The organism is Paraburkholderia sp. CNPSo 3274, assembly GCF_024206475.1.
In the GTDB taxonomy this organism is placed as follows: Bacteria; Pseudomonadota; Gammaproteobacteria; order Burkholderiales; family Burkholderiaceae; genus Paraburkholderia.
On the sequence record NZ_JAMBPR010000058.1, the window covers coordinates 1 to 21293 of the forward strand.

Consider the following 21293-nt stretch of genomic DNA (forward strand, 5'->3'; position numbering starts at 1 on the left):
CTGTGAGAAGTCCGCAGAGCAACGGGATGGCCGAAAGCTTCGTCAAAACGATAAAGCGTGACTACGTCTCATGGATGCCCAAGCCTGATGTCAGAACCGCACTGCAAAACCTGGCTATCGCGTTTGACCACTACAACGAATCGCATCCGCACAGCGCCTTGAAATACTGCTCGCCACGCGAATTCCGCCAGCGCGCAACTTCACCAACCGAAGCGTGACCGCGTGTCCGGTCATGCAGGGGCAAGTCCATTTTGAGGGGCGATCATGCACCAGTAGCCACAGGTGAATCGAGCTTCCGGAAAGCGTTTACGGTCGTCACGCTTGGACCGGAGTTCGGTTTCGACCGTTCGAGCGGATTCTTCGAACTGGTGAAGACGAACCCATTTGCGCCGCAACTCGCGACTGTTCATAACGTGATGGCGCTGCCCGGTGCTGTTGCTTTCAAGGCGAATGGGGAGATCGTCGGAGCTTTGGGAATAGGTGGCGCGCCGGGTGGCGATAAAGACGAAGTCTGTGCGGCCGCTGGTGTCGCCAAGGTCGCGGATCAGTTGCCACATTGAACGCGGGCAAGGTTGCGCCTGCCTCACCACCTGGCAAACGATAGTCATCGTTGTTGGTGCATCGTGCAGCACCGGTGCGAAAAGTCCTGGCAGAATTTCAAGCATTCACCCGCAACTTTGATTCGAATGCACATTCGCGAGTACCTTGGAACGACGCGACCGACCGCGCACGAGAAGGTTACTTTTAGGCTGCGTGCTGTCCGACGCGTCGTTTGAGCTTGTTCGACGCGTGCGATCGTCCATGGGAATGTGAGTGCGTGACAGTAAGTCTCTGCCGACTGGTGATTGGGACTTGATGGAGGGAACCGTCGAGTGCGACTATGCGGTCGGAGTCCTGCAGGCTATGGCGATCGAGAGGCACGAATATCAAACGATATTGAGTGGTACGGGGCAACCTGGGATGTCGGATGCACGGTGTGTTGACTGCCGAATGTCGCGATTCTCGTTCTGCCCCGATCGGCTGAGCGGAAAGGCTGTTTGGAGGCAATTGCCCTCATTTAGCACACGACTTGATGATCGTAACGAGCCGAATAAAAATACGGCTCGCGCAGAGGTAGGCCCAGCGCAAACGTTCACTGGCGGCTCGCTGCCACTACGGTTGCGCTGCACAGTGAAATTAGGAGGCCGCAATGCGGAACTTTATTTGCATTTCTGTCGTTGTGACAGCGTGCGCAGTTTCAACCACGGTGTTTGCGCAGAGCAGTGGGACGTCGGATCCAGGCGACGGGCGTATTGAGCGACTGGAGTACGGCGGCTATGCGAATGCTTCGAGCTACGGCGAATCGGAAGAAAGGCCCTCTCAGGGTGGATCGCAGCAACACGTGCTTTTCGTTTCTCAACGTGGCCGCGGGAATGCTTACCACGGCGAGAACTGCCTCGGCCCAGTCAGCTTTTGCAATACCTTCTTTGGCCACTGAGAGCGCTCGGGAGTTGCCGTGCCGTACGATCCTTATTCACGGTCTTCAGCATGTCGTCGCTTTATAGAAGCTGCAGCGACAACGGCAATAACAGGCTCGTTGACCCGATTCGCATTTTCCGAAGGTAGCGCACCCGACATGCAGGTTGTGCAACCGGTGAACGGCGACAAGACTGCAATACGTATGCTTCGGGTTCATGTTCCGGACTCTCTGCTCACTGATCTGCGAAGACGTATCAACGCGACCCGCTGGCCAGAACGCGAAACGATTACTGACGCTTCGCAGGGTATGCGACTCGTGACGATGCAAAGCCTTGCGCAGTACTGGGCAACGTATTATGGCTGGCGCAAGGTCGACGCACGCCTCAATGCACTGCCTCAATACGTGACCGAGATCGACGGACTGGACCTTCACTTCATTCACGTTCGTTCAAAGGAGCGCGACGAAGCACGTCGCAATTCCGGTCGCGGTGAGTGTGTTTCTGGATGCAATTTACGCGGCCCCAAAGAGTTGGACTGAAAAAGCGTATCCAAAGCTGATTCACTATAACCGGCTGCCGAAAGGAGGACACTTTGCGGCTTGGGAGCAGACCCAAGCGTTTGTGGAAGAGGTTCGGGGCAGTTTCCGGCCGTTACGTTGAAACAGGCGTTAGAGATTTTCTGGGTTCCATCGCAGTTTTGCGCAGTCTAGCGCATGTTCGAGATTATTCGATTTATCAGGAGTTCTGTTATGAAATTTAAGCCATACATGATCGCGTTATTGACTTTGGGGGCCTTGACAGGGATCGCGCCCGTATTTGCACAAACGGATGCACCTGGATCCGGCGCGGCTGTGCCCAGCAAGAAAGAGATGCGAAAGGAGAATCACCAGCTCGAAGCAAAGGTAAGGCATGAACTCACGCAAACGAAGCACCTCGACTCTTCCGGGATCACTATATTGGCGCGCGGTGGGAAGATCACGCTCGAAGGCGATGCGCCCGACGACCAGCAGATAAATCTGGCTGCGACCCGTGCTGCTGGCGTCGCCGGCGTGACGGGCGTGAAGAATAACCTGCATGTTAGAGCAGCAGGTAATTAGCGAGGAGCGCGGACAACTCGCAGCGGGCCGGTTAACGGACGGCGTCGGCCAAGGCCAATTTGAAGCGAAGGCGGGCGCCGCCGTGCCTTGAGAAATTGTCAGCATGCGATGCATCCGTCATGGGCGTCGGTGATTGACCGGCAGATGGGCACGCCCATTCCGATGCCGTTATCTTTCGTTGTAAAAAAGCTCTCAAAGAGGCGGTTCATATGCATCTGCGCGACACCCGGGCCACTATCCTCGATCGAACATTGAAGCGTGTCGGCATCCGTTGTATCGGTTCCGATCGTGATCTTTCGCTTCGGGCTTTGCGACTGTTCCATTTGCTGCATCGCGTTGACAGGGATATTGACGATGATGGATCGTGAAGAACGGATTGCAACCCGTCTTCTCATGCACCATTTGTGCGAGCGGCTCTGCGGTCGCGCTGTCGCAGCGAATGGAATCGACCACTAGTAGCGTGACGCTATCGGGCGCAGGCGATGCATAAGCTCAATGCTCGGTCGGTGGCCGAACTCGTCAAGAAGTTGCAGCAGGTGCAGGGGACCCCGCAGAACGCCATCCAGGTCCAGGTACATCCCCGTCAATACGAACTGTCACAAGAATCATCCGAAGGTGTGATTGATCCCCCTTTGGCGGGCCTGTATTTTGCTGAAAAATTCTACCTTTCTGCATCATTTCGATGACCACCGGACCCCAGATAAAACCAGCGCGCTCGAGTGCAACGATCGCAATGGTAGACGACGATGAATCCGTCCGAATGGCGCTGTCCAGTTCGCTGCGTTCGACGAGCTGGAACGTCATTGCCTACGCGTCCGCCAATCATCTTCTGGACGATGCGCACCGGTCCAAACTGAATCTCGTCGTTGCCGATATCCAGATGCCGGGCATGGACGGCTTTGCGCTGCTTGAATCGATCAAGCTGTGGAAGCGCCCAATTCCTGTCATTTTCATTGCGGCGTACGCGAGCCGGGAAGTGCTGGAGCGCGCAAAACGTAACGGCGCGGCAGGCTTCTTGTCGAAGCCCGTGGATGACGCACGACTTCTCGCACTGGTCGGCGAAGTGCTGAAGAAGTGACACGGCCGAACGGCGCCGCTATGCCGGCCACCCGCTCTCGCCATCCGAATGTATTAGACGCGCACGCGCCTGCATAAGACACACACCTGATCGGACGATACCATCGCGCGGCTGACGCGCTTACGCTTGGATCGTCGGCCAGCAAAACACTTGTGAGGTGCGAGATGGGTCAGCTTTATATGTGACGACAGGGGCTGTGTCGAAAGCGATCGCCAAGCTTGAGGAATGCGTTCAGACCCGCGTCTTGCTGTGGACAACGAGATCCGTCTCTTTGACCGAAGCCGCGCAGTCGCACTACGTGACGTGTTGCCGCTTGCTCGAAGAACTCGACGAAGCGAACCGGCAGATCGCACTCGAGCATGAGGTCAATGGCGGCAAGCTGCGGTTGGTCGTGCACCCCATGCTGGTGAGCGGAACGTTTTCGCGACTGTTGCGGCGCTATCGCGCCATCGCGCCTCATGTGAGTCTGGTGGTGTCCGTCCAGGACCACGCCACGAACCTGTTCGACGGACTGATTAGGCGCTGCGAACGATCGCTATGTAGGGCAGGGTTGGCATAAAAGGGTCGCCTGTTATTCGCGGAAGGAGAACCACCATGACCAACGTTGGCATTGACGTTGCCGATGCAGTTCGCCAGGCGCTGGAACGACGAACGCTTGCCGCAACATCGGGAAACGGGGAGTGTAAGCCTCCTTCAAATCAGCGCGAGGTTGCAATTCAATGCTAGGTGGCCCGGCAGCTCCAATTTCGGGCTTCACTCCTTGGCGCCACAGGTGGACTTACCGAACATACAATCGAAGGTGTTCTGGGGTTCTCGACAACGAATCGGTCGAAGCGACTTCTGAAAACGTGCTTCGCGGCGGCATTGCACGAATCGTGGAAGCCAGGGAGACTTCTCTGTTTGAACTTGACAATATCGTGCGCGGCTACGGCGAAAGCCTCTATCGCAAGCGACTTCGCTGACAGCGGGCGTGTCTTCCGCCGAAAGGGGTGGTCAGCCTGCCGTCAACTGACAATCGCAAATCGAACTCGTCGAATTTTTTGGAGGCGAAGAATGATGACCCGAAGTGAAGACGAAGACACTGTCCGCACGGCAATCAAGGAGTTCTACCGTGCATTTGCCACAAAAGACGTTGCGCTGTTACGATCGGTCGTAACCGAGGACTGGGAGTACATCCCGGGGCCACCCGGCGCGGCGCCGGGAGCCGATCAAATGGCAAGCGCGTTCGCACGCCTGGCTATCGCACTTCCCGATATGAAAATCGTAGTTCTCGATCTGCTGCTCCATGGGGATCGTGTCGGCGTTCGCGCTGAAGTCAGCGGTACGCAATCTGGAGAACTACTCGGCATGACGCCGAGCGCGAAGCAGGTCAAATTTGCCATCCACTCTTTTCATCAGATGCGGGGCTCTTTGATCGCGAAGACATGGCATCTCGAAGATTGGCTTACCGTGTTCCGGCAACTTGGGCAGTTACCCACGAACCTCGATTCGCATTTGATCTGACGATCCCCTGAACTTCGCACTAAGCAAGCCCTCTATTCGCATCGCGGCCATATCGCCCGAAACTGGCTCCAAATCGTATCGCATCAAACGGTCAAGTCATGACTACATTCTGCCGCGCTCCGCGCGCGTCCCGAGACAAAGCGAGGCCGGTCTTCGCGAGTGACGTGCTCGAACCGAAACTGGCCGGCAAGGCCGCAAGCGATCATCCCCGACGAAAGTCTAGCTGAAGCGACGGCGGCGTTCGTTGATCGCGCAGCGACTGCAGAAGCTGAACCGGCGCGGCCTTCGCATTGCAGCCTGAACAGGGCGAGCCCTTCCCTCGGGTCTCGATCAGCAGCCCACCGACACGCCAATCGTTGTTTGCGGGGTCTGCGCGAGCCTCGGCCCCAATTTCAGCGTTAGCAGACTGCTTGTGCCTGCCGCCATTCATCTAATTCCCAACCCGGAGGAATTTGGGTGCCAGGCCCGGGTCAGGCAGGCGCGGCCGGCCGGCCGGGAAATCGTCAGTTGCCCGAGGGCATGGCGCGCCGCGCGTTGGCTGTCCTTCGCGAGCGCTATGCCCTCGGGCCGACGCTGGCGTGCGAGAAACTGCGCGAATGCCGCGGTATCGCTCTGTCGGCCGAGACGATACGCGCGCTGATGATTGCCGCCGGTCTGTGGATTCCCCGCAAGGTCAATAGGGCGGCAGCCAGGGGCGCCAGTTTGTACCTCCAGTGAATGCCAGAGATGAAATCAGCGGAGGACGACACCAGAATGGCAAACGGCGATGCACGCGATGAGACGCGCGTCGCGTATGCAGCCCGAGGCGCGGATGCTGGCACAAATGTCTCACGATCGTTCAGAAGCCCCGCACCCGTCACCGACTTCGCCGCAGTCTGTGCACCGTATCTGACACCGTGCGCAAGCGTGTCTGCGAGATAATCACCCTCAATGATGGACAGTACGCCCGTACTCGCGGCTGTCCTGTCAAACATTGCAAGCACGGGAACGCCGGGCTGGTGCCGAGTCTGCGCGAGAAGGCTTCTTGTCACACCGCCAGTCACGAACAAATAGGCCGACAAGGTGAACGTCGATCGCTCCGAGTGCGGAAGAGCAGTAAAGACGGCCGTCTGATACGAGCACGACTGCACGTACACAACGCAGTTGCGTCTCCAACTCTGGCAGCGAAGCCCCGACTTGCTGGCACGATTTGCCGGCGAGCGCCGCAAGCTCGGTCTGACGCCGCGAACTGACGCTATCCAGAATCCGGTCAATCGATGCAACCAGATCATTGCCGATCAGCTCCTCGCGACCGGTTATCGCAACCTTCGCCGCGTCCAGTTCGACAAAAAATGGCTCGGGCACGCGTGATCCGGAAATGCAATCAACGCAGAAGGGTGGCAACTGGTACTTCGGGATGAAGATGCATATCGGCGTGGACGCCGACTCGGGCCTGGTCCATACGGTCATTGGAACCGCGGCCAATGTTCACGACATTAACGTAGCCCAGGCGTTGCTACATCGTAAAGGAACCGACGTGGTAATTATTCAGCCCGGCATCGGCGAAGGCGCGTTGCCAGCGAAGGCGTGAGCAAGCGCCTCGCAGAGAGCGCGAGCGTGCTTGCGGCTTGCGCCGCGCGGCGTCAGTGACCGGCCTATCGTATGAAGAAGTACTCAACCCCGCAACCATCACAGGGTCGATTTAAATCTGCCGCCTGCCGGGCACGGTGAGTGTCACCATCCTTTGCCCGCTGACGATCCTCGACCGGATCGGGATCGGCAACCTGGTGCGCGAGAAGTACCAGTTTTCGTAAGCTCTTCACCGCGGCTCACGGAAGGGGAAACGCAATGGATATGTCAGCCATCACCGCCATGAAGGCAGCTTCCGCGTCGGCTGAAGACGCGCATTAGGAGTAACCCGCCTTGCGCCGCGTGCTTCGCGAGGACGCCCGCACTCACGGATTATTGAATAGCGGTCCGCCTCGCGGTTCCGGGTACCACTCGACCGCCATACTTGGCAGAGTACTTGCACTCTTCGCAATGCAGATATCGCCTGTTCGCCAGATAGCGAGAACCCTTGCGGAGTCCGCGGGAAGGGAGAGCGATTATAGGCTGATGTCACTCGTATCTTCGAAGGCCCCACCATGTTCAATATCCCCCTTGTTCCCCTGGACGGCTCGCCCCAGAGTTCCCACGTCATTGATCTGGCAATCCGCGTGGCAGCGTCAGGTACGGCGACCGTACACCTTCTATGCATTGTCGACCCATCCGAACAGCAGGTGCGTCTGAAGCGCAACGCCCAGGTGATCTACCAGGACCTCGTCGACCAGCATGGCTTCACGGCCAGCTACGAGAGCGTCAAACGCTTCGTGTGAGCCCTGCGCCACGTTGATTCTGAACAGTTCGATCGTCTCGAATGCGCCGCTGGCGAAGAGGCGCAGGTGGACTACGGCGAAGGCGCCCCCACTCGAGATCCGAAGACGGGCCGCTACCGCCGGCCACGCCTGTTCGTCATGACGTTGAGGTATTCGCGACGCAGCTTGAGGCGCGTGGTCTGGAAGTCCAGCGCAGCTACCGGCTCAAGGAAACCGCCGAGGCGCTTGCGCAGAAAACGAAAGAGGAATAAAACTCGACCTCATCCTGCTTCACCCGGTGGGGGATTTTACGCGACCACAACCGGGGGAGTTTCAACTGACCGTCCGGGGAATCTCGCCGTTGTACAGCACTTCTGCGCTGGAAATCCGGCCGACGTTGTCGTCGAACAGGCCCGGCTGCTGAACGCCGAGGTCATTGTGATGGGACACCATCACTTATCGCGCCTACGGCGTTTGACCAACCCGTCGACATGAGGGATTGTCATCAACAAGTCGCCATGCTCAGCTCTGGTTGAAGCTCGTGAGAATTGATAACCCCATTTTCCCCAAAATCCGAAATGCAGTCGCTAGACATCAGATTTCGCTGTTTCCGCTCGGCTTGCGCTTATGGATCCTGGATCTTCTGGCGCAGACCAGGCGGACATTCACAGCAGGCAAACACGCCGCAGATCCACCGTGCGGCGATGGACCTTTCTGTTGAGCCATGAAACAAAGGTGTATTCGTCATAGGCAGTACTGCCTATGAAGATCCAGTTGTGCGAAAACGTAAGACATAGCCACCTCCACAAATCATGCCCGCCATTGCGGGCCTGGCCTCTGCCTGTTTATTTGGCGTGGCGCGCCCTTTTCGCAAATACGGCGCGAGGGGGCGGGGTACGAACACGCCATCACGAAATCATCGTGAGATCTGCGTCTCGCACGACCGGTTGCGGGAGACGTATCACGTCACCGGCACCCGCCTTCGCTGGCGCCCGAAAGAACTCCGTACAAAAGTCGACGAACATCCTGAGCCGCGCCGGGATCAGTTCCCGGTGAGCATAGAAAAGGCATATTTCAACGGTGCTATCCGATGCCGTGCATTCCGGCAGGACGTGCACGAGATGTCCCATATCGATATCTTCGCGAACCATGGTTTCAGGCAGCGTGGCAATGCCGGTTCCGTTGAGCGCCGCCGCGCGCAGCACCACCTCGTTGCCCTCCATCGACGACATGGGCGTAATGCTCACTTTCCGGCCGCCCTCACGCAGAACGATGAATTCTCCACCCTTCCTTCTCGTTTCCGGATCGATCAGCAGAAAATGATTGGCGAGATTCGCAGCGGATTCCGGTGCACCGTATTGCTCGAGATACCCGGGAGCGGCCACGAGAATGCGAGGCGACCGCGATAGCGTCCGGCGAATCACGGTGGACTGCTCGACCAGCTGAGGCGGAAGAATGGCGATATCGAAACGGCCGTCGAACAGGTTCGTGACGTGATCCTGAACGGAAACCACCAGACTCACATGAGGCGCGATGGCGCGACAGCGCCGTACCAACCGTGAGAACGCCCCGTTCACCAGCATGGGGTGCACGACAAGGCGCAGCTTTCCGCCATTGACCTCATGCTCCAGCGCGATGCGCCGGTTCTCCTCGTCGAGTTCTTCGAGCAAACGGCAGCAGATCAGGTAGTACGATCGCGCGGCGTCCGTCAAGGAAACGGACCGCGTTGTCCTGAGCAGGACTCTCGTCTGGACGCATTCTTCGAGTCTCGCGATCGCTTTCGACACGGATCCGGTGGTCACATTCAACGATTCGGCGGCCTTGCTGAAGCTCTGATACCGCGCAGCGGCGACGAATGCACGCAACATGTAAAGCTGATCCATCTCACCTCGCGAGTGTTTTGCCCTGGCCGACGATTCAAGCGTAAGCGAGTAAGCCGCGCGGCGGTATCGTTCGATATGATGTGATGCCTTATGCAGGCGCGTGCGCGTCTAATCCATTCGGATGGCCTGAACGAGCGGCCGGCATAGCGGCAGATTCGTCAGGCCATACACCGCCCGATTTTAGGGCGTTCGGCCACGTCACCCCTTCGGCAGCTCACTAACCAGTGCGAGAAGTCCCGCGTCATCCACGGGCTTCGAGAAGAAGCCTGCCGCGCCGTTACGTTTTGCGCGCTCCAGCACTTCCCGGCTTCGCGTACGCGGTAATGAAAATGACGGGGATTGGACGCTTCCATAGCTTGATCGACTCGAGCAGCGCAAAGCCGTCCATGCCCGGCATCTGGACATCGGCAACGACGAGTTTCAGTTTCGAGCGGCGCGTATCGCCCAGAAGATGGTTGGCGGACGCGTAGTCGATGACGTTCCAATTTGCCGAACGCAGCAAACTGGACAGCGCCATCCTGACGGACTCATAGTCGTCCACCATGACGATCATTGCGGACGAACGCGCTGGTTTTATCTGGGGTCCGGTGGCCATCGAAATGATGCGGAAAGATTGAATCTTTCTGCAAAATACAAGCCCGCCGAATGGGCAGCAGCAATCACACCTTCGAATGATTCTTGTGCCAGTCCGCATTAACCGGGCGAGATCCGCGCGCTGACGCAGGCAGCCATCGCGCAGCGAATGGGCAAGTGCCTATCTGGCGGTCCGAGGAGCAGGCTGCACCTGCTGCAACTTCCTGATGAGCTCGGCGACAGAGCGCGCATTGAGTTTGTGCATGGCCTGCGCCCGATGGATCTTGACCGTGACCTCGCTTAGGCACAGGAGGTCAGCAATCTGTTTGTTCAACAGACCCTCCGCCACCATCCCGATCACTTCGCGCTCGCGGGCGGTCAGTGAATCGTAGGCTTGACGAATACCCGCAACGAGCCTCGCCTGGCGCCGCAATTCGCCATCGCGCTTGAGCGCCGCGGCGATCGTATCGAGCAAATCCTGATCCTTGAATGGCTTTGTCATGAAATCGAAAGCGCCCGCTTTCATCGCCTTGACAGTCATGCCGATATCGCCATGTCCCGTCAGGAAGACGATGGGAAATCGAATGCTTTCTTTGAAGGCTTCCTGCTGAAGCGTGAGACCGCTCTCGCCTCGTAGTCGAATGTCGAGAATGAGACAGCTCGGCACGTCTGGCATTTTCACGGCGAGGAATTCGTCAGCCGATTCGAACGCCCGAACCTCGATGCCCACTGACATGAGCAAACTGGTTAGCGCACCTCGAATAGACTCGTCGTCGTCGATCACGTACACGAGCGAGTCCGGTAGTTGTTCACTTCGCGTCCCAACGCTATCGTGTTTCATCGCTCGATCTTCGAAAAGTTCGTGATGGCGAAAAAGTGCCGATGCTCGCCATATGGTAAGCAATAGCGAGGCTTGTCGCTACCGCTGGCACACTGTGAGCACTGCTTTCCTTTGAAGCAGGCGCCCCCATAAATCATGCTTGTCAGATCGACCCCTTATGGCACACCACGCGTGAGAGCTACACGGGTTATACCGGCGTATGAGGGACCGCATGCCGGCAAGATGCAGCTTCAGCCATTCGGAGAATGGTCAGCCTCGCGCTGCACGCCTAACCTAAATTACCAGCGGGTCATCGCGCTATCGGCATCATCGGTCAGAGCGGGTGCGCAAAATGAAATTCGCTATTGTGGTGCTTGATGGTGTACAGGCCACGGACGTGGCAGGCCTGCTCGACGTGTTCTCCGAAGCGAACCGTTTGCTCAGCGAGTCACGTCAGAATGGACCGAACCCGCTTCCCGATAACTGGAGGATAGATTCCTGATGTCGATTATTGAGGCCGCTCAGCTTTCGCACTGCGTAGTCGCCCCAGTCTTGCTTCCTGCTTCCGAACGATAGCGGCCGGGACTCTGACCAAACACCCTTTTGAAAGTCGAACTGAAAGTTGTTTCGGAGCTGACACATGTTGAGTGAAGAGAACAATTGAATTGCCTCGGGCCATGATGTCTTCGCGTCGAAACTCGTCCAGAATAAAATGCATCCCCGCTCGGCCTGCTTCCGTGGCCAGTTTTCAACGAGTGTCGACAAACCGCACTTTCACGCCATCGAAAACATCGATCGTGAAGCGCACAGACGGAGAATCCAAATGAGTCTGATCGATCACGCAATCACTTCAAGTCAAGCAAGCGCTAAGCACCACGATCCATCGTTGGCGGATAAGCCGGCTCCGAAGGTTGCGATCATAACGTGCATGGACCCTCGTCTGAATGAACTGCTACAACGCCTCGATATCAAACCCGCCGACGCGGACCTGATTCGAAATGTTGGGACAGTTGTTACGGACGATGTCGTCCGGTCGCTCATGTTTTCAATTCACGTTCTGGGCGTGAAGGAAATCATGATTGTTGGCCACACGGGATGTGGGAGCGAGATGTTTACGGACGAGTCGTTCGAGAAGCATCTTCACGAACGCACGGGTGTGTTGGCGGTGTCACCCGCAAAATTCCACTTCTATACCGACGTAAATGAAGCAACAAGGAAGCAGATGATGAAGCTTCGTTCTCATCCGTGGGTGCCGTCGGAGATCGTCATTCGGGGCTTCGTCCTGAATCTCGCAACAGGGGAACTGAAAGAAGTTGCCACGAAAGATTCGACTCTCTAAATACACGAGTCTCGGATGTCCCCGTGATGGCCAGAAATGAGCACGAGATGTCCCGAACCCGTCGTAAGTAGACCGTCAGCGAAAACCCGCGAAACGTTGAGTGTGCATATCAGCGCTCACAAGATTGCTGATCCTGGAGTCGCACGAAGCTGGTGGCAGGAGCGAGCGGGTTTTGCACAAGTTGACGCGCTATTTTATTGGAGAGATGTATGAGCGAAGCAGATCATGGCGTCGCGCGTGTGCGCGAGCTGAGTCATTTCATCAATGGTCAACGTGCCGCTGGAACGAGCGGGCGGTTTGCCGACGTATTCGACCCCGCCGCGCCGGCTCCGGCGTGATGCAACTGGTAGCGTGAACGGAGATATCACATGGTGAATTTTAGGGACGACATAAGTCGACTTTTTCGACAAAAAGATATTGAGGCGATGCGAAAGCGAATTGATTTATCGAGCTTTGAGTCGGTTAGCCTGCATGCCACCGACATTCTCGATCGATTGATCCAAGGCGACATGCCTTGTGATGGCCAATGGGCCGCCGAAAAGATCGCCCTTTTTAGGCAGTGGATCGATGAGGGTAAGAACGCTTGATGCAATTGCGGAGCGGCGTCGAGACGCCATGTCCACGGTGGCGCGCGGGGGACGAACCGGAAGGGCCGCCGTCGCTCTCGTTCACGATGATCACGGTCAACGCCGCCGAACATCCGCTGATGAAGCGTTTTCACAAGCCTGGCGACGAGAAGCGCTCTGTCGTGATCATCCCACCGACCGCGTACGAGGACTGGTTGTCGTGCCGGAATCCTGATGAGGCTCGTTCGTTCTAAACCTGTTCCCCCCGCCGATTTGATGGTGGCCGAGGCGCACCCACTGCCACCGTGCAAATCAACCGCGAAGCCTGCGGACGACGCGCAACACTAGCGACAGGCGGCCGTCGCAGTTCGACCCTCCGGCGACATTCGGTCTGTCCGCTTTCCGGCATGCCGGCTGCGTGAGGCGTATTCAGGCTCGTCAGCTTAGCTACGATCGGACCGATCGAAGAGCGCAAGGCGCCGCCTCTTCGGACGGTGCAACAGTCAGTGCGCCCCGGTCGGACCGCTCGCTCGCGATTCGGCAGTTGAGGGCCGGAGCGCTTCGCGCCAATCAGCTAGCGCTAGGCGGGCATCCGTAAACGTTTAAGGCATCCAATCCGGGCCGAGCGTCAGCCGTAGACCAACTCGGTGCTCTGTCCGACCTCGATAATATATCCATCCGGATCGCGGATGTAGCAGCGCGTCTCGCCGTACTTGGGGATCGGCTCCGAGATGAACTCCGCTCCTCGACTTTTCCATAATTCATAGCACGCTTGAATATCTGCAACGCGGAAATTCAAAAAGCTGTTGAGGTGATTCGGGTCGGGGACGCTGAGCGTTACCGTCGGCTTATCCGGGGTCGGCCCGCCTCCAACATTCAGAATCATCCAGATATTCGCAAGCTGAAGGTACCCAGGCGCGTTGCCGTCACCGAGGCTCAGAATACGAGCGCCGAAGACCTTTTCGTAGTATCGAGCCGATCGCTCGATGTCGGCGACGGTGAGAAAATGCGCGATGCTGATCCCTTCTCGCGGGGGCATCTCATAGCTCTTCTGCTCGATTTGTACGCTGTTCATTGAGGACTCCGATTCCGATATAGTGCTCTCGAGTATGCGCCTCAAGTCTCCCGCCTATGAAATTGAACGGGAATTCCGGCATTTCTAGCTCACTAGGTGGTGCAAGTCCCTTCGGCCACAAACCGCCGTTCACGTGCGTCGTCGGTCGGACGTTCACGCGTCGGCTTCACCCCGTAAACGGCCATGCAGAAGAGATATGACGCCACAGCGCGGGTCGACTCCTGGTCATCCTGATTGAGTAGCGGCCCGCTTACGAGGCCGGGAGGTACATCTGGTCGGCGGTTCCCGCTGGGATGCCAAGTTCGGTGGCGACCGCGGCGACCCCCTGCTGGGCGACTTTGAGGTCCACCCGACCGTCGGAAGTGAAATACGGGCGGACGTACCGCTCGTAGTATTGCTCCGCTTCCTCGTTGGTCAGTCGGCCCAACATCGAAGTGATGTATTTGACGGCCAGACCGGGTTGTTCGGCGATCGTCTTGAGCGCCCGCTTGTTGGCCCGCACCAATGCCTGCAGGGCCGGATCGTCAAGTGAGATGCGCGCAGGATCCACGGCGAGTCCCACGGTGGGGATCTGGAAGTGGTCACCCACCCAGCACAGCACCGAAAAACCCTCCTCGAGGGCGACCTGTTCGGGCGCTAACGTGCTGCCCACGTAGGCGGCGTCAATCGAGCCGTCGCGAAGGCGTCGCAGGTCCATCTGGTAGTCCCCCGGGATCCGTTCCACGCATTCCAAGTCGCGATCGGGGTCCATCCCGTGCTTGCGCAGCACGATCCGCGCGAAAACCCCGGGGGCGGTGCGAGCCCCGTGGACCGCCAGTCGGCGGCCTCGAAGACCGTCCATGGATTGCACCCCGTTGGCGCCAAGGAACCAAAAGAGCGGACGATGGGTGTTGACCGCGAGGGCCGTCCATTGGATACCGTCGGTCAGCCGCGACAATAGAGTTCGGCCCAGACCGATGGTTGCGCCGGCGCGCACGCGTTCAATCTTCCACACGGCTCCGTCGCGGAGGGCGACGTGGATACCTTCATCTTCGAAATATCCCTCTTGATCGGCCACATGCGCGATCAGCTCTTCGTGAGTACCACTCCCCATATGAGTCAGGTCAATCGAGTGCATGGCAATTAACACCTCTGTCAGGTCAATCAATCGCATTGGCAAAATAACTGCTCTCCGAGTCTCGGACGATTCGCGTGCTCGTTGTGTTCACTCCATGCCAAATCCCCCACTCACCGGAATGTAGTGGCCGGTGGTGAAACCCGAAGCGTCACTTGCCAGGAACGCCACCGTATTGGCCACCTCGTCGGGACGGGCGAGCCGTCGCATCGGTATGGACGCCGCGATCGCCTCCAGCCGTTCGGGCGAGACCAGCCCAGTCGAAGTAGCGCCCTCCACGGTGGTCGGTGCGACGAGGTTGGCGGTGATTCCGTGCGGTGCCAGTTCCAAAGCGACGTACCGCACGAACTGGTCCAGGGCAGCCTTGGCGGTGCCCAGGGTAATCATCCCATCACGCGGATGACGCGACAGCAGGGTACTCATATAGATCAGCCGCCCATGGCCACGAGAAATCATTCCCGGCACAACAGCCTTCGTTGCCAGGAAGGCGGCACGCAGCTCAGTGTCGAGCTTGCCACCGAGTTGCTCCCAGCTCAGGTTGGCGAACGAGGTAACGTCATACGGCGTCAACGCGTTGTGCACGAGAACGTCGACTTCGCCCCACCGCTGCTCGATTTCATCGACCATGGTCGCGACATCGTCAGGCTCGGTGACGTTGGCTTTAATCGCCACGGCTTCTCCACCGGCTGCGACGATAGTCGCGACCACGTCCTCGGCTTGGGATGCGCTGGCGCGATGGTTGACGACCACCTTGTACCCGTGTTCGGCCAGAACCACCGCAACAGCCGCGCCAATGCCCCGGCTGGCTCCCGTGATTAGCGCGACTGCCATGAGATCACCTCCACCTTAACGCTGGCCTGGTACTTTTTCCCGGAGCGTATACGCCGCCCCACATCGAGTAGCTGAATTCTAGGATATTCCTAAAGTGAAGCCCAACACCAACCATGGATAAACTGTCTTGTCCATCTAGAAAATATCGGGTTTGCCGCGATGCGTTACGGGCCAACCCCAATCTCTTCGCGCCTGCCTTGCTCGGGAAGTAGCGCAGCCTGAATAAATCGTTTGCGCGGCGCTACTCTTCTCCTCAACTAATTCCCGCTGCTTCCAGGACAGCTGAACGGGGCGTCAATGCCAGGACCTTTGCAGACTTTCCTTAACACCTCTTAAACTCTGCGCCGGAATCCGTTTCGAGTCATACGTGCGTACAGACAGCGAGCGCATGCAGCGATGCCTGATTAGCGGGCAGGGAATGATTTCTTGTTTTCGAGAAGATGATATTTTCGGCTCTTTTGAATTTGGAGTGGGTGATGCGACTCACGAGGCATGCGGGTTGAAGCCGGAGAAGTCGAGCTTGCCGGCAACGAGAAAGAGGACCGTGCGCATTGTCGTGAAGCGCGTGTAACCGCGAGCCTTTCGCTTGGCCGCTTGAAACAAGCCGTTGATGGCTTCAATGAAGCCGTTGGTCTGGCGGGTCTGAGTCCAGGCGACGATGCCGTCGAAGTGCCGACGTATCAGACGCGCAACGTCCTTCATTGGCTCGACTTTTGAGCGCATGACATTGGTGCACCACTGCCGCAACATCTCGGAGACAACATGGATTTGCTTGCGTTCGAGAATCTCGCGCAGTTGCTCGCGATACAGCCATGCGCGGGCGGTGCGCCTGGTGGCGTACTGCCTGACAAGCGCCTCGAGGTCGGTCAATTGCGCAAGATTCAGTTTGTTGGCGTCCTTGAGCAGCGTCCAGCGCATCCCTTTGAGTTCCGGGTCGGCTTTCTGTTGTTGGCGGCGCACCATATCAAGCGCCTTGGACGCATGGGCGACGACGTGAAACTTGTCGAATGTCACTCGCGCATTGGGCAGATGTTCGCTCACGCCCTTAATGAACGCGGGCGACATGTCGATGCTTGCGGAGGTGACTTGCTCGGGCGTGCCGTTGTGCTGGCTAAGGTACGCCGCAAAGCGCTCAATCGTCTTCGCGTCGCGGCCGGGCGTGACGAACACGACGCGGCGCGCCTGCATATCGGCGACCAGCGTCAGATACTCGTGGCCGCGCCGGTACGAGGTCTCGTCAATAGCTACCGTGCTCACGTCCGACAGGTTCGCCGACGCGAGCGCGAGTTCCACATAGCGCGAACAGATGGCATGCACCCGGTGCCACGACAGATTGACGATGCGCGCCACAGCGGCAAACGGCATCTGCTGCGCCAGCATCAGCACCAGCGCTTCGAACAGCAACGTGAAGCCGTCGAGTTGGCCAACCCAATTCGGCTGCGCGAGCCGTACCGAGCCGTCTGGCAAGCGCACGCGCGGCACCCGCACTTCCAGATAGCACTCGTGCTGGAAGAAATTCAGGTGGCGCAACCGCTTGATTTGCGTGTCATGCACTGGGTGCTCACCGGCAACCCCGGGGTAAGCGAAGCGGCTGCCAGCGACAAAGTCCACGGCAATCGTGAGTTGTCGTTTGGCCGTATCAAAGTCGACACCTTGCACGTACCACGGTGCCTTGATTCCCAAGGCGGCTTCAAAGAGTTGATTCGTCACTCGCATCGTCCCGCATGTCTGATTGCAGCATTCTGCCGCAACCAGCCATGCGCCAGCTTGTCGATTCAAAGCCCCTCAAGGGTTCCCTGCGCCGGGCTCACGCCCGCCCTTGACCCGCCAAACCGCCCACTCGGATTTCAAAAGAGGCATATTTTCGATTCAGTCACAAACAATATCTGCACGTGGCATTTCGAACGGAGATAGCATACCCAGGTATGTGGCGGTGATGCGCTAGTCTGTCGCGGGTCACCCTTTCGTAGGATGGTGTATTGCATAACCACGCGCTATGCTTTTCGTAAATGATTGATGGGTGATATGGGTTAATCGTATTGTTACGACGTCGCATGCATGGATGTGCTGTTCGTCTTGCGCGATGTTTTTTGTGGTGCACCAAGCGCGGTCTTCCATGTTATCCGATCGAGACATGGGGCTGACTCGTCGCCTTAACTGTTGCGCTACATTGTGAGATTAGGAGGCCGCGATGTGGAAGATTATTTGCATCTCTGTCGTTGCGACTGCGTGTGCCGTTTCAAACACGGTGTTTGCGCAGAACAGTGGGGCGTCGGATCCAGGCGGTGGGCGTAATGAGCAGCTGGAGTACGGTGGCTATGCGACTGATTCGAGCCATGGAGGATCGGTGGAGAGGCCCTCTCAGGGTGGATCGCAGCAACATACATCTTCCCTTTTTCGGCATGGCGGCGGGGATGCTTACCACGGCGAGAACTGTGCCGGCCCAGTCAGCTTTTGCAATATTTTCTTTGGCCACTGATCGCGGTCAGGAGTTGCCATGCCGTACGATACTTATTCACGGTCGTCACCAAGCCGCCACTTTATAGGGTAGCGTTATGATAAACGGCATCAACGATGAGCTCACTCTTGTGGCCCGTCTTCTTCTCGCGACACTATTTCTGATTTTCGGCTGGAGAAAGCTGAGGGACTATTCGGGCACGGTAAGTCAAATGGTGCAGCTTGGCGCTCCGATGCCAGTACTGGCTGCTGCCATAGCGACCTTCATGGAGCTTCCGGTTGCGTTCGCGGTCGCTGTTGGCGCGTTCACGCGTCTCGCGGCTCTACTCATGGCTTTATACACGCTGGGAACTGCGTTGATAGGGCATCGCTATTGGACAGTGAAAGGTGCGGATAAAGTCGACAGCATGGATGGCTTTTACAAAGACCTCAGCATAATGGGAGGCTTCTTGCTGTTGCACATTAATGGTGCGGGAAAATATTCCCTCGATATGATATATGGCATCGCCGCGCCATAACCTGTGTGCTATAGGGCCGAGGATGCAACGTCACGTCGCGTTTGTCCGGTGCCAGACAGATGATCGACGAGTTCATATCGACAGCCGTCCCAACGAAGCATAACCTCTTCTTCAACGGTCATGCGGCGCCACCAGTCCTGCGCTTCCGCTGCGCGCTCGTCCATAAAGCCCGACGCGGACCCAAAGGACGAATCCGAGAATTCTTGGCCGGCGGCAATAACTCGATTACTCTTTTCATTGCCATCGCGCGGACGGCCAGAATGCCCAGTCATTCCCCCTGTGCACCGGTGACTGTCGAAGAAGGCGAGCGAAAATATTCAGCCGCCGCTCCATTTATTGATGTGTCGAAGCGATCGTCCGCCGGCAGCGGCGACAGTCGGCGCGGCGATGGCGGCGCCGATCAGCCGTTGGGGGAGAATCCGCGATGAGCAATGAGTCAGGGCTGGGAGGCGGTACGTCCTCCCGTCAGTCGACAGGGGATGGCAGCCGTCTCGACGACGGCGCGCTCGCCGATGACCCGACCGTGCGCGACCATCCGCGTTACCACCAGATGTTTCCGGCCCTCACGGGTGCCGAAGTCGACAGGGTGCGTCGCTTCGGCAGCCTGTCCCGCTACGTCAAAGGCGAATTGCTCTATCGTGCGGGAAGTCTCTGCCCGGGAATGTTCGTCCTGCTGTCGGGCAAAGTCCGGATAGTCGGGCGCGACGGCCTCGGCCACGAACGGATCATTCACACCTATACGCAGCGCGGCGAGTTCACCTCGGATGTTACCCAGCTCTCGAGCAAGCCCGCCGTTGTGGACGCGCATGTCGTCGAAGATGTCGAAGCGGTGTTGGTGCGGCCCAACGAACTTAGCGCCCTAATGATCGCTGAAGCCGATCTTGGCGAAAAGATCATGCGCGCCCTGATTTTGAGGCGTGTCCTCGTGATCGAGCGCGGACAAGGGGTCGTTCTTGTCGGCTCGTCCAATCACCCACAACTCCTCGCGTTGCAGAATTTCCTTCGCCGCAACGCTTTTCCGAATTTGACGCTCGATGCGGAGCAGGACGCCGAAGCCATCGCGCTACTCGAGCGCCTGACGCCGCAGCCCCACGACTTTCCACTCGTCGTTTGTCCGAACGGCACTGTGCTGCGAAACCCCGATGAGGGGCAGCTCGCCTCTTGCCTCGGACTGATTCCCGAGTTCGATCCGACGCACGTCTACGATGTGGCGATTGTCGGCGCAGGCCCGGCGGGACTCGCGGCGGCCGTCTATGCGGCATCCGAGGGATTGTCGGTCGCGGCGTTCGACTGCCGCGCACCCGGTGGCCAGGCCGGTACGAGTGCGCGCATCGAGAACTATCTGGGTTTCCCCACCGGCATCACGGGTCAAGCTCTCGCCGGCCGCGCGTTCGTCCAGGCGCAGAAGTTCGGCGCACATATCGGCATCCCGTGCGAGGTCAAGGCGTTATATTGCGACAAGCAACCGCCTGTCGTGGAGCTTGCCGATGGCCGCCGCATTAACACGCGCACTGTGGTCATCGCCAGTGGCGCAGAGTATCGGCGACCTGTCGTCGAGGACCTCCCGCGCTTCGAACGCTGTGGCGTTTATTATTGGGCGACGCCGATCGAGGCGAGGCTGTGCCGCAAGGAGCCGGTGTTGCTGATCGGTGGCGGCAATTCCGCGGGGCAGGCGGCGGTGTTTTTGGCATCACACGCCGAGCATGTGCATATGTTCATTCGAGGGGCGAGCCTCGAGCACAGCATGTCGCACTACCTGGCCGAACGCGTCGCATCGCTGCCGAATGTGACGCTTCATACGCGTATCGAACTGACCGTGCTTGAGGGGGATGCGCGTCTCGAGCGCGTGTACTACCGCGGTGCCGACGGCATTGGGGGAAGCATGACGGGACATCACCTGTTCATATTCATTGGCGCGGAACCGAATACTGGCTGGCTCAAGACATGCGGCGTGTCGCTCGACAGCAAAGGGTTCGTATTGACAGGGACTGATCTTGCGGAAGCTGGCGTGCATTCGATGCCTTTGCAGACGAGCGTCGAGGGTGTTTTCGCGATCGGCGACGTTCGTTCAGGATCGACCAAGCGTGTTGCGTCGGCAGTGGGTGAGGGCGCGGCGGTGGTGGCGCAGATTCATGGTTTCCTGGCCGGTGCGCGCTGCAGACTTGAGGTTGTTTAAAAGCTGGAGCGCCCGTTCGCGTAAATCCTGGACACCGGTCGTGAGTCAGCCTGGGGGTGACCGGTTTCGGTGGACGGTTATCCAGTTGAATTCTGCCTGGGTGAGTTTGCTCCATTTGGATGTCGCGGCTCACACGCGCCGGATGCCGGTAACTCCATGCGACTATCTCGGTCACGTAGTCGGCCAATTCCAATCAGTCCGATGAACAGAGCGAATGTCGTCTATCGGGGCACATTGCAGATGTGACCTATGATGGCCTCAAACGAAGCCTGAATGCCAAGGCCTGTGTTAGCGCCCACTTAACGGAGGGGACGAATACGGAGGCTAAAGAACAGGTAGCGAGCTACATATTTTGGACCAAGATGTCCAAGGCTGACGGAGAGTGAGGCAGCTATCTCGCGACTTTTGAAATTGTCGACAACCCGACCTACGATGAGCAGCTCTTGGCGAAGGACGTTGTCCTCCTGGATCAC

Annotated in this window: 26 protein-coding genes and 4 pseudogenes; 20 read left to right on the plus strand and 10 right to left on the minus strand. The window is 58.1% G+C overall.

What is annotated here, in order from left to right:
• The 4 genes and pseudogenes from M3I54_RS31205 to M3I54_RS31220 all read left to right on the plus strand — a co-directional run.
• On the plus strand, positions 1 to 218 hold a 218-nt coding region (locus tag M3I54_RS31205; RefSeq protein WP_254342964.1), incomplete at its 5' end, for an integrase core domain-containing protein.
• 33 nt (positions 219 to 251) lie between these two features.
• Complete coding sequence (locus M3I54_RS31210) at positions 252 to 560, plus strand: heme-binding protein (protein WP_254342966.1); 309 nt, start codon at positions 252 to 254, stop codon at positions 558 to 560.
• 935 nt (positions 561 to 1495) lie between these two features.
• Positions 1496 to 2117 (plus strand): annotated as a pseudogene (locus tag M3I54_RS31215) (epoxide hydrolase N-terminal domain-containing protein).
• 53 nt (positions 2118 to 2170) lie between these two features.
• Complete coding sequence (locus M3I54_RS31220) at positions 2171 to 2554, plus strand: BON domain-containing protein (RefSeq protein ID WP_254342968.1); 384 nt, start codon at positions 2171 to 2173, stop codon at positions 2552 to 2554.
• Between the two features lie 98 nt (positions 2555 to 2652).
• Here M3I54_RS31220 and M3I54_RS31225 read toward each other — a convergent pair whose 3' ends face one another.
• The gene (locus tag M3I54_RS31225; RefSeq protein WP_254342970.1) at positions 2653 to 2877 is read right to left on the minus strand and encodes an ATP-binding protein; all 225 of its coding nucleotides are present in this window, start codon (positions 2875 to 2877) and stop codon (positions 2653 to 2655) included.
• Between the two features lie 159 nt (positions 2878 to 3036).
• Between M3I54_RS31225 and M3I54_RS31230 the strand changes: the two genes are divergently transcribed.
• From M3I54_RS31230 to M3I54_RS31250, 5 genes are all read left to right on the plus strand, one after another.
• On the plus strand, positions 3037 to 3240 hold the full coding sequence (locus M3I54_RS31230) for a hypothetical protein (RefSeq protein WP_254342972.1): 204 nt from the start codon (positions 3037 to 3039) through the stop codon (positions 3238 to 3240).
• Positions 3241 to 3287: 47 nt separating this feature from the next.
• On the plus strand, positions 3288 to 3632 hold the full coding sequence (locus M3I54_RS31235) for a response regulator (protein ID WP_302059217.1): 345 nt from the start codon (positions 3288 to 3290) through the stop codon (positions 3630 to 3632).
• A 181-nt stretch (positions 3633 to 3813) separates the two neighbouring features.
• Positions 3814 to 4191 carry a LysR family transcriptional regulator gene (locus tag M3I54_RS31240; protein WP_309249655.1) on the plus strand — a complete coding sequence of 126 codons (378 nt, stop codon included), beginning with the start codon at positions 3814 to 3816 and terminating at the stop codon, positions 4189 to 4191.
• Positions 4192 to 4685: 494 nt separating this feature from the next.
• Positions 4686 to 5135: an ester cyclase gene (locus M3I54_RS31245; protein ID WP_309249656.1), complete on the plus strand. Its 450-nt coding sequence runs from the start codon at positions 4686 to 4688 to the stop codon at positions 5133 to 5135.
• A gap of 507 nt (positions 5136 to 5642) precedes the next feature.
• Positions 5643 to 5852 carry a hypothetical protein gene (locus tag M3I54_RS31250; protein ID WP_375542250.1) on the plus strand — a complete coding sequence of 70 codons (210 nt, stop codon included), beginning with the start codon at positions 5643 to 5645 and terminating at the stop codon, positions 5850 to 5852.
• 50 nt (positions 5853 to 5902) lie between these two features.
• Here M3I54_RS31250 and M3I54_RS31255 read toward each other — a convergent pair.
• Positions 5903 to 6109: pseudogene (locus tag M3I54_RS31255) on the minus strand (cyclic diguanylate phosphodiesterase); the annotation flags it as partial.
• The gene (locus M3I54_RS31260) at positions 6102 to 6479 is read right to left on the minus strand and encodes a CSS-motif domain-containing protein (protein WP_254342978.1); all 378 of its coding nucleotides are present in this window, start codon (positions 6477 to 6479) and stop codon (positions 6102 to 6104) included. The pseudogene M3I54_RS31255 and the gene M3I54_RS31260, both read right to left, overlap by 8 nt.
• Between M3I54_RS31260 and M3I54_RS31265 the strand changes: the two are divergent.
• The 3 genes and pseudogenes from M3I54_RS31265 to M3I54_RS31280 all read left to right on the plus strand — a co-directional run.
• Positions 6430 to 6654, plus strand: a pseudogene (locus M3I54_RS31265) (transposase); the annotation flags it as partial. The gene M3I54_RS31260 and the pseudogene M3I54_RS31265 sit on opposite strands and share 50 nt — an antisense overlap.
• 604 nt (positions 6655 to 7258) lie before the next feature.
• Positions 7259 to 7681 (plus strand): annotated as a pseudogene (locus M3I54_RS31275) (universal stress protein); the annotation flags it as partial.
• Complete coding sequence (locus M3I54_RS31280; RefSeq protein ID WP_254343042.1) at positions 7664 to 7963, plus strand: universal stress protein; 300 nt, start codon at positions 7664 to 7666, stop codon at positions 7961 to 7963. The pseudogene M3I54_RS31275 and the gene M3I54_RS31280, both read left to right, overlap by 18 nt.
• 413 nt (positions 7964 to 8376) lie before the next feature.
• Here M3I54_RS31280 and M3I54_RS31285 read toward each other — a convergent pair whose 3' ends face one another.
• The 3 genes from M3I54_RS31285 to M3I54_RS31295 all read right to left on the minus strand — a co-directional run bounded on the left by M3I54_RS31285 (position 8377) and on the right by M3I54_RS31295 (position 10765).
• Positions 8377 to 9351 carry a LysR family transcriptional regulator gene (locus tag M3I54_RS31285; protein WP_254342980.1) on the minus strand — a complete coding sequence of 325 codons (975 nt, stop codon included), beginning with the start codon at positions 9349 to 9351 and terminating at the stop codon, positions 8377 to 8379.
• Positions 9352 to 9628: 277 nt separating this feature from the next.
• Complete coding sequence (locus M3I54_RS31290; protein WP_254342982.1) at positions 9629 to 9946, minus strand: response regulator; 318 nt, start codon at positions 9944 to 9946, stop codon at positions 9629 to 9631.
• A gap of 159 nt (positions 9947 to 10105) precedes the next feature.
• Positions 10106 to 10765, minus strand: a complete 660-nt coding sequence (locus M3I54_RS31295; RefSeq protein ID WP_254342984.1) for a response regulator transcription factor — start codon at positions 10763 to 10765, stop codon at positions 10106 to 10108.
• 331 nt (positions 10766 to 11096) lie between these two features.
• On the opposite strand from M3I54_RS31295, the gene M3I54_RS31300 reads away from it, so the two are divergent.
• The 5 genes from M3I54_RS31300 to M3I54_RS45435 all read left to right on the plus strand — a co-directional run bounded on the left by M3I54_RS31300 (position 11097) and on the right by M3I54_RS45435 (position 12903).
• On the plus strand, positions 11097 to 11246 hold the full coding sequence (locus tag M3I54_RS31300) for a hypothetical protein (RefSeq protein WP_254343044.1): 150 nt from the start codon (positions 11097 to 11099) through the stop codon (positions 11244 to 11246).
• Between the two features lie 321 nt (positions 11247 to 11567).
• Positions 11568 to 12083 (plus strand): carbonic anhydrase, encoded by a 516-nt coding sequence (locus tag M3I54_RS31305; protein WP_254342986.1) that lies wholly within the window; start codon positions 11568 to 11570, stop codon positions 12081 to 12083.
• A 209-nt stretch (positions 12084 to 12292) separates the two neighbouring features.
• Entirely contained in the window at positions 12293 to 12421 is a 129-nt protein-coding gene (locus M3I54_RS44945; protein ID WP_302059219.1) for a hypothetical protein, read from the plus strand.
• 30 nt (positions 12422 to 12451) lie between these two features.
• Entirely contained in the window at positions 12452 to 12670 is a 219-nt protein-coding gene (locus M3I54_RS31310) for a hypothetical protein (protein WP_254343000.1), read from the plus strand.
• The gene (locus M3I54_RS45435; protein WP_375542248.1) at positions 12670 to 12903 is read left to right on the plus strand and encodes a hypothetical protein; all 234 of its coding nucleotides are present in this window, start codon (positions 12670 to 12672) and stop codon (positions 12901 to 12903) included. The genes M3I54_RS31310 and M3I54_RS45435 overlap by 1 nt, the downstream gene beginning before the upstream one ends.
• 374 nt (positions 12904 to 13277) lie before the next feature.
• Here M3I54_RS45435 and M3I54_RS31320 read toward each other — a convergent pair whose 3' ends face one another.
• The 4 genes from M3I54_RS31320 to M3I54_RS31335 all read right to left on the minus strand — a co-directional run bounded on the left by M3I54_RS31320 (position 13278) and on the right by M3I54_RS31335 (position 17379).
• Entirely contained in the window at positions 13278 to 13724 is a 447-nt protein-coding gene (locus M3I54_RS31320) for a VOC family protein (protein ID WP_254343001.1), read from the minus strand.
• 250 nt (positions 13725 to 13974) lie between these two features.
• Entirely contained in the window at positions 13975 to 14877 is a 903-nt protein-coding gene (locus tag M3I54_RS31325) for an ABC transporter substrate-binding protein (RefSeq protein ID WP_254343002.1), read from the minus strand.
• Positions 14878 to 14928: 51 nt separating this feature from the next.
• Positions 14929 to 15669, minus strand: a complete 741-nt coding sequence (locus tag M3I54_RS31330; protein WP_254343003.1) for an SDR family NAD(P)-dependent oxidoreductase — start codon at positions 15667 to 15669, stop codon at positions 14929 to 14931.
• 483 nt (positions 15670 to 16152) lie between these two features.
• Positions 16153 to 17379, minus strand: coding sequence for an ISL3 family transposase (locus M3I54_RS31335; protein ID WP_028209167.1), 1227 nt, complete (start codon positions 17377 to 17379; stop codon positions 16153 to 16155).
• A gap of 845 nt (positions 17380 to 18224) precedes the next feature.
• Here M3I54_RS31335 and M3I54_RS31340 point away from each other — a divergent pair.
• From M3I54_RS31340 to M3I54_RS31350, 3 genes are read left to right on the plus strand one after another with little or no spacing between them, the layout of a single operon-like run.
• Entirely contained in the window at positions 18225 to 18644 is a 420-nt protein-coding gene (locus M3I54_RS31340) for a DoxX family protein (protein ID WP_254343004.1), read from the plus strand.
• Between the two features lie 59 nt (positions 18645 to 18703).
• The gene (locus tag M3I54_RS31345) at positions 18704 to 19072 is read left to right on the plus strand and encodes a hypothetical protein (protein WP_254343005.1); all 369 of its coding nucleotides are present in this window, start codon (positions 18704 to 18706) and stop codon (positions 19070 to 19072) included.
• Positions 19069 to 20820, plus strand: a complete 1752-nt coding sequence (locus M3I54_RS31350; RefSeq protein ID WP_254343006.1) for an FAD-dependent oxidoreductase — start codon at positions 19069 to 19071, stop codon at positions 20818 to 20820. Before M3I54_RS31345 ends, M3I54_RS31350 begins: the two co-directional genes overlap by 4 nt.
• Positions 20821 to 21293 lie beyond the last annotated feature (473 nt).

Coding starts and splice junctions, on each gene's coding strand:
- M3I54_RS31220 (WP_254342968.1), top strand. CDS start 2,171: ATGTTCGAGATTATTCGATTTATCAGGAGTTCTGTTATGAAATTTAAG.
- M3I54_RS31225 (WP_254342970.1), bottom strand. CDS start 2,877: ATGGAACAGTCGCAAAGCCCGAAGCGAAAGATCACGATCGGAACCGAT.
- M3I54_RS31230 (WP_254342972.1), top strand. CDS start 3,037: ATGCATAAGCTCAATGCTCGGTCGGTGGCCGAACTCGTCAAGAAGTTG.
- M3I54_RS31235 (WP_302059217.1), top strand. CDS start 3,288: ATGGTAGACGACGATGAATCCGTCCGAATGGCGCTGTCCAGTTCGCTG.
- M3I54_RS31245 (WP_309249656.1), top strand. CDS start 4,686: ATGATGACCCGAAGTGAAGACGAAGACACTGTCCGCACGGCAATCAAG.
- M3I54_RS31285 (WP_254342980.1), bottom strand. CDS start 9,351: ATGGATCAGCTTTACATGTTGCGTGCATTCGTCGCCGCTGCGCGGTAT.
- M3I54_RS31290 (WP_254342982.1), bottom strand. CDS start 9,946: ATGGCCACCGGACCCCAGATAAAACCAGCGCGTTCGTCCGCAATGATC.
- M3I54_RS31295 (WP_254342984.1), bottom strand. CDS start 10,765: ATGAAACACGATAGCGTTGGGACGCGAAGTGAACAACTACCGGACTCG.
- M3I54_RS31300 (WP_254343044.1), top strand. CDS start 11,097: ATGAAATTCGCTATTGTGGTGCTTGATGGTGTACAGGCCACGGACGTG.
- M3I54_RS31305 (WP_254342986.1), top strand. CDS start 11,568: ATGAGTCTGATCGATCACGCAATCACTTCAAGTCAAGCAAGCGCTAAG.
- M3I54_RS44945 (WP_302059219.1), top strand. CDS start 12,293: ATGAGCGAAGCAGATCATGGCGTCGCGCGTGTGCGCGAGCTGAGTCAT.
- M3I54_RS31310 (WP_254343000.1), top strand. CDS start 12,452: ATGGTGAATTTTAGGGACGACATAAGTCGACTTTTTCGACAAAAAGAT.
- M3I54_RS45435 (WP_375542248.1), top strand. CDS start 12,670: ATGCAATTGCGGAGCGGCGTCGAGACGCCATGTCCACGGTGGCGCGCG.
- M3I54_RS31320 (WP_254343001.1), bottom strand. CDS start 13,724: ATGAACAGCGTACAAATCGAGCAGAAGAGCTATGAGATGCCCCCGCGA.
- M3I54_RS31325 (WP_254343002.1), bottom strand. CDS start 14,877: ATGCGATTGATTGACCTGACAGAGGTGTTAATTGCCATGCACTCGATT.
- M3I54_RS31330 (WP_254343003.1), bottom strand. CDS start 15,669: ATGGCAGTCGCGCTAATCACGGGAGCCAGCCGGGGCATTGGCGCGGCT.
- M3I54_RS31340 (WP_254343004.1), top strand. CDS start 18,225: ATGATAAACGGCATCAACGATGAGCTCACTCTTGTGGCCCGTCTTCTT.
- M3I54_RS31345 (WP_254343005.1), top strand. CDS start 18,704: ATGATCGACGAGTTCATATCGACAGCCGTCCCAACGAAGCATAACCTC.
- M3I54_RS31350 (WP_254343006.1), top strand. CDS start 19,069: ATGAGCAATGAGTCAGGGCTGGGAGGCGGTACGTCCTCCCGTCAGTCG.